Source organism: Nitrosomonas sp. (assembly GCF_040240425.1).
Classification (GTDB): Bacteria; Pseudomonadota; Gammaproteobacteria; order Burkholderiales; family Nitrosomonadaceae; genus Nitrosomonas.
In genome coordinates, this window is sequence record NZ_QPHG01000071.1 from 1 (window position 1) to 4,709 (window position 4,709).

The 4,709-nt window shown below is 47.2% G+C and carries 8 protein-coding genes; 6 read left to right on the top strand and 2 right to left on the bottom strand.

What is annotated here, in order from left to right:
* The first annotated feature begins 641 nt into the window (after positions 1 to 641).
* From DU481_RS15370 to DU481_RS15390, 5 genes are read left to right on the top strand one after another with little or no spacing between them, the layout of a single operon-like run.
* Complete coding sequence (locus DU481_RS15370) at positions 642 to 785, top strand: virulence factor TspB C-terminal domain-related protein (RefSeq protein ID WP_350135945.1); 144 nt, start codon at positions 642 to 644, stop codon at positions 783 to 785.
* A gap of 6 nt (positions 786 to 791) precedes the next feature.
* Positions 792 to 1,082: a DUF2523 domain-containing protein gene (locus DU481_RS15375; protein ID WP_350135947.1), complete on the top strand. Its 291-nt coding sequence runs from the start codon at positions 792 to 794 to the stop codon at positions 1,080 to 1,082.
* Positions 1,079 to 2,065 carry a zonular occludens toxin domain-containing protein gene (locus DU481_RS15380; RefSeq protein ID WP_350135949.1) on the top strand — a complete coding sequence of 329 codons (987 nt, stop codon included), beginning with the start codon at positions 1,079 to 1,081 and terminating at the stop codon, positions 2,063 to 2,065. The genes DU481_RS15375 and DU481_RS15380 overlap by 4 nt, the downstream gene beginning before the upstream one ends.
* Positions 2,066 to 2,078: 13 nt before the next feature.
* Entirely contained in the window at positions 2,079 to 2,465 is a 387-nt protein-coding gene (locus DU481_RS15385) for a hypothetical protein (RefSeq protein ID WP_350135951.1), read from the top strand.
* Between the two features lie 7 nt (positions 2,466 to 2,472).
* On the top strand, positions 2,473 to 2,811 hold the full coding sequence (locus tag DU481_RS15390) for a hypothetical protein (protein ID WP_350135953.1): 339 nt from the start codon (positions 2,473 to 2,475) through the stop codon (positions 2,809 to 2,811).
* A 337-nt stretch (positions 2,812 to 3,148) separates the two neighbouring features.
* Here the strand turns inward: DU481_RS15390 and DU481_RS15395 are convergent, their stop codons facing one another.
* Together DU481_RS15395 and DU481_RS15400 are read right to left on the bottom strand one after the other, a co-directional pair.
* Positions 3,149 to 3,682 carry a hypothetical protein gene (locus DU481_RS15395; RefSeq protein ID WP_350135955.1) on the bottom strand — a complete coding sequence of 178 codons (534 nt, stop codon included), beginning with the start codon at positions 3,680 to 3,682 and terminating at the stop codon, positions 3,149 to 3,151.
* Positions 3,683 to 3,770: 88 nt separating this feature from the next.
* Positions 3,771 to 4,196 (bottom strand): hypothetical protein, encoded by a 426-nt coding sequence (locus DU481_RS15400; protein WP_350135957.1) that lies wholly within the window; start codon positions 4,194 to 4,196, stop codon positions 3,771 to 3,773.
* Positions 4,197 to 4,389: 193 nt separating this feature from the next.
* On the opposite strand from DU481_RS15400, the gene DU481_RS15405 reads away from it, so the two are divergent.
* On the top strand, positions 4,390 to 4,596 hold the full coding sequence (locus DU481_RS15405; RefSeq protein WP_350135959.1) for a type II toxin-antitoxin system HicB family antitoxin: 207 nt from the start codon (positions 4,390 to 4,392) through the stop codon (positions 4,594 to 4,596).
* The last annotated feature ends 113 nt before the right edge of the window (positions 4,597 to 4,709 follow it).

Consider the following 4,709-nt stretch of genomic DNA (forward strand, 5'->3'; position numbering starts at 1 on the left):
TTTCATTAACTTCTACAATACCGTTAAGCCTCATAAGAGTTTGAATAATGCCACCCCTTATGAAATACTCAACGCTTATTTCAATCAACCTATCTGTAAACAACCCTGAGGTTTCTTACACATAAGCAAAGCTCAATACAAAAGATTGATTACTTCACAAAAGGTTCACAAACTGAATTGTTGTTACGTCAGATCAACTTTCAAGGGTTGAGTTGAATCGCCCCAGTTTTACCGGAGATAAAATGATGTGAGAAGAGGAGATGATGAAGAATCAAATCAGTTATAACCGGAATTGACCAGGTCGCCGTGTAACTCCATATTTGATCGAAGCTCAAGAGCCGCTTCCTACTGATTCGGTTCCAACGCTTACACCGGACCAGAAAAAAGGTCTAGAGCTTGATTCAGTACCCACAAAGGATACAAACAAGGAAACCCGGACAACGGTTAAATATGACACTAACAACACGCAGATAAGCAGCACAACGAATACCAGCTACACCAATCAACCAAGCCCACAGCAGCCATCAGGCTTTACGATTTCGTTCGATACCGTCCCGGAAGCCACGCTTCCCACTTACAACGTACCGAATACATTCGGTTCTACCAGCTGAGGCTCCGGATCATGTCAGCCTAATATCGATGTGCCTATATCTAAGATGACCTTGCACATACCGACGCAACCGGTATGCGATACGGCGCTCATGATTCAGCCTTTTGTCCTGTTACTGTCTACTTTAATCGGCATTTACATCATTGCGGGGGTACGCGGCGGCAACGCCACGTAAAACACTATGTTTAACATCTTAATTCCGCTAGGCGCATTTCTATCAGCCGGTGTCGGTTATCTTGCCGTCCGCGCGCTCATGGGTTTAGGGATTGGCCTGATCTCCTATGGCGCTGTTGGCGTTGTTCTTGCCCAATTATTCACGATGGCCCAAGGCTACTATAACAACGTGCCAACCTTTGCACTGCAAATCATCGGCCTGGCCGGATTCGGTCAGGCAATCGGCATCATTGCCGGTGCCATTACCTTCCGGCTGACCTTTCTCTTGCTGCCTAAGCTGGGAATCATACCGAAATGACCATCACACTATTAACTGCAACACCAGGCTGCGGCAAAACCAATCATGCGGTGTGGTCCATCATCAAACCCGCGGTGGAATCTGGCCGGGTTGTGTACGTGAACCGCATTCCGGATTTGAAACTACCGCACATCAAACTATCGGACAAGCAGCTGAACCGCTGGCATGAACGCACCTACCTGGACCCGGAAGAACCGGAAGGTAAATCGACATTAAACACCATCCTGGAAGGATCTCTCATTGTGGTCGATGAAGCCATGTATCCCTGGCCGGCCATCGATCTGAGAGACCCGCCCGAACACATCAAATACTTGAGCCAACACCGTAAGCACGGCCTTGATTTCCTGGTCATCACGCAATCGCCCAAGTTCGTGCATCCGCATGTACTGGAAAACGCTGACCGGCATATTCATCTGCGCTATGAATGGTCAGGCTCGAAAAGCTACGAATGGTCGGAATACTGCCAAAGTCCGAAGGTTAAAACCAACCTTAACAACGCAGTCAAAAAACCGTACCGGCTCGTTAAAGAAGCCTTTCCGCTGTATTACTCGGCCAGTCTGCACATTGAAAAACCGAAACGCGCCATTCCGAAAATGATCTATGCCGCGATCTTCCTGGTGTTTGCAGTGCCAGCGATGGCCATGTTCACTTATTCACGGGTAGCCGAACGGCTGGAAAATCCAGTCGGTTCAAACCTGGCCAAGCAGGAAGAACCCAAAACTGACCAGATCGCGAAGCAGGGGAGTGATACACCGCAACAAACCAACGTCATACCGGTAGCGCAACCGGCCACCGACAATGCACCGGTCAAGCAATCACTTTCCATGCTGTCGGAATCTATCGACTGGGGACAAGTAGCGGCCTGTGTTTCCAGCAAAGCAAACTGCATCTGCTACGGCCACCAGGCGCAACGTTTGAATATTGTTCCGGATACCTGCAACGCGGCCATCAATTACGGCTGGATTTCAAACAAAAAACTTTAAAGGAGCATTAAAAATGAGGAAATTTGATTCTAATATTTATGTTGATGAAGATGATTTGTATTGCCTGAAATTAACACAGGTAGAAATAATACTGCTTTATGCCGGTGTTGTTCCCTACATTGCTTTTCGTCAGGCTCCGCAAATTCCGGATAATGAACTGCTATTCATTCATCAGATTGAAACCGAACTGGATAAGCATCCTGTTCTTGACCCTATCCCTTGCCACGTCCTATCGATTATTGATATGGGTGATTTGCACATCATGACTGTTCGCCCTGATGAAATAGATTTTGATTTTGAAGTTGTTGTTAATGAACTGAAATCACGATTATTTAACATGCCACCACTGCGCACTGCCGGTTTGAGTGAACCAGATTTCATCATTAAATTACTATTTTGATAATGTCATGAAAAAACCTGATGAGTTACTACAAATTGCGCAAACCGCGATTCTCAATTATTCCGGGGATATCGATGTATTGAACTCTGCGCTCGGAATGCTTTTTACTGGCTATTATTACGGCTGGCGCTTTCTGTACATCGTCCATTCAAAGCGCACTGTCCGGAAGTATGAAAAAGTGCTGAATATCAAAGTGGCTGAGTACTTTGAACCAACCGGCTCACTTTCGCATCGATCTGCGGGACTGATTGAAGCGAACAAGCATTCAAACTTCTGGAAGTGTGTCAGCGGCGATATTCAGATACCCAACAGAAAACTCATCACGGATGACCCGCAATCGGCTTAAAAGCTGACTTTCCCCTTTGCCGAACAAAATACCGCAACTTTAAACCGCTGAAAGTCCAAGGGTCGCGCCGCCGACCGGCGCGAAGGGTATGCCCCGTTAGGGGCATGCTGCCCGATCCCTGACTAGCATTAATATGCGAGCTCAGCTTTGAAATCATCATCCGCCTTGAGACCCAAGTGCCAATCCGTGGAGGTTCTCATCGAGTGAGGGATTACAGCGCACTCTTCAACTCTAGCGCGAGGCTTGAAAACAGTATGTTTTTATTCTTGTAGCGGATGTAAAGGTGCGAGACGTAGCACTGAAATCGATTTTGCTGTTCTAGCAGGATCAGAGTTTTTCAGAGTGTCTCAAACACCTTCAACAGATCACGTCGATCAACGCGCGAAGGAATGGCGCTTAAGCCTAACGCCTTGGTGCGGTGTGTCTGCATGTTGATCCGCTTCTTGAACTTATTGTCCCCGTATGCGGTGTGAAGCTTCGCTTCCTTTAGCACCATTGGCACAGGTCCACCCCATTCGTACTCGATCTCCCAAAGATGAGCATGCATCAGTAGGTCACGAAGGACATAGACGTCCTGGAGTGCCTTCTTGTGGCGTAGTCGCGGCAAGACGGAAAGAATTATATCAATGGCACTCCGATCTTCGTTTTGCACAACATCCGATTGAGCATACCGCACTCTTGAGGTGTACGACTCAAACATTGCGACCAGCAGCAACACACAGGCGGCCGAGTAGCCGCTTTCGTCGTGCTGGGATTTGACGCGATTCGGCCGGGTTGGTTTGTGGCGAGTTAATTTGTCTACAAGGTCAGCTATCGGTTGGAAGTAAGCCGAGCCAAGAACGGTGACCAGTTTCTCGCGTGTGCGTGGCATGCGTGTCCTATGCGTTTCTAACGCTTGAGCTCAGGACGCAACCCGTCAGAGCCCGTCGTGCCTGCAGCAAATCGTTATGCAACGCCTACTACTTGACCAGCTCTCCAGCACGAGTCCAAAGAACCTTGGCGTCAGCGACTCTAAAGAAAACATCTTCGACTCCAGCTCCTGATCCATGCGATATCTCCCATCGTGTAACTGAAGGCGCGTTACCGAATGCAGCAGCACCATCAGCGAGATACTCGCCATCCTCGCTGCGTACTCCGTAGTTGTGTTTCGTGCACGGATGACCCTTAAAATCCTCGATGCTGTTTACGGGCAACACTGATCCAATCAGAATGTGTTTTCCAGAACATTCCGAATGATTACACTCAAAGGAAACTTTGAAATCAGGCTTCCAGTTGCCAACGGAAACTGGGTTTGTCCACCAGAGCCAGCCCGCAAGATCAAAGAACGCAGCCCATTGTGCGTCAAGATGCGTCCTGAATTCTAAACCGTTATAGGTGAATGACATATTGATACTCCAATTTATCGAGCTTGAGCAATTAACTAACACGGGGATTTTAAGCACCTTTAATCTTAACATTTAAGATTTTCTTAATAAACCTTTTCGTTCTAAAGATTTAAAAATGAGTAAGCAAAAGCAGAAAGCAATTCTATTGTTTCGCTGAGGTATAATCTTGGAAATACTAAAGAGGGATAAAATCATGGAACTATCCGCAGTACTAACACCCGCACCAGAAGGCGGTTATGTAGCTTTCAATCCCGAAACAGGCACGACGACCCAAGGTGAAACCGTTGAAGAAGCTTTGGCCAATCTAACCGAAGCAACCGAACTTTATCTTGAAGAATTCCCGATGAATGTCACATCCCGTTCACTGCTAACAACCTTCCAAGTACCCGAACATGCCTAAGGAACCGCTGAACAAATCCCGAGGTTTGTTGAGATAATAGATTTATTAACGACCTTCTAAATACGCCATGCCACACCAAACGAGTTTTGCCGATCTTGATTACAGTCACAAGA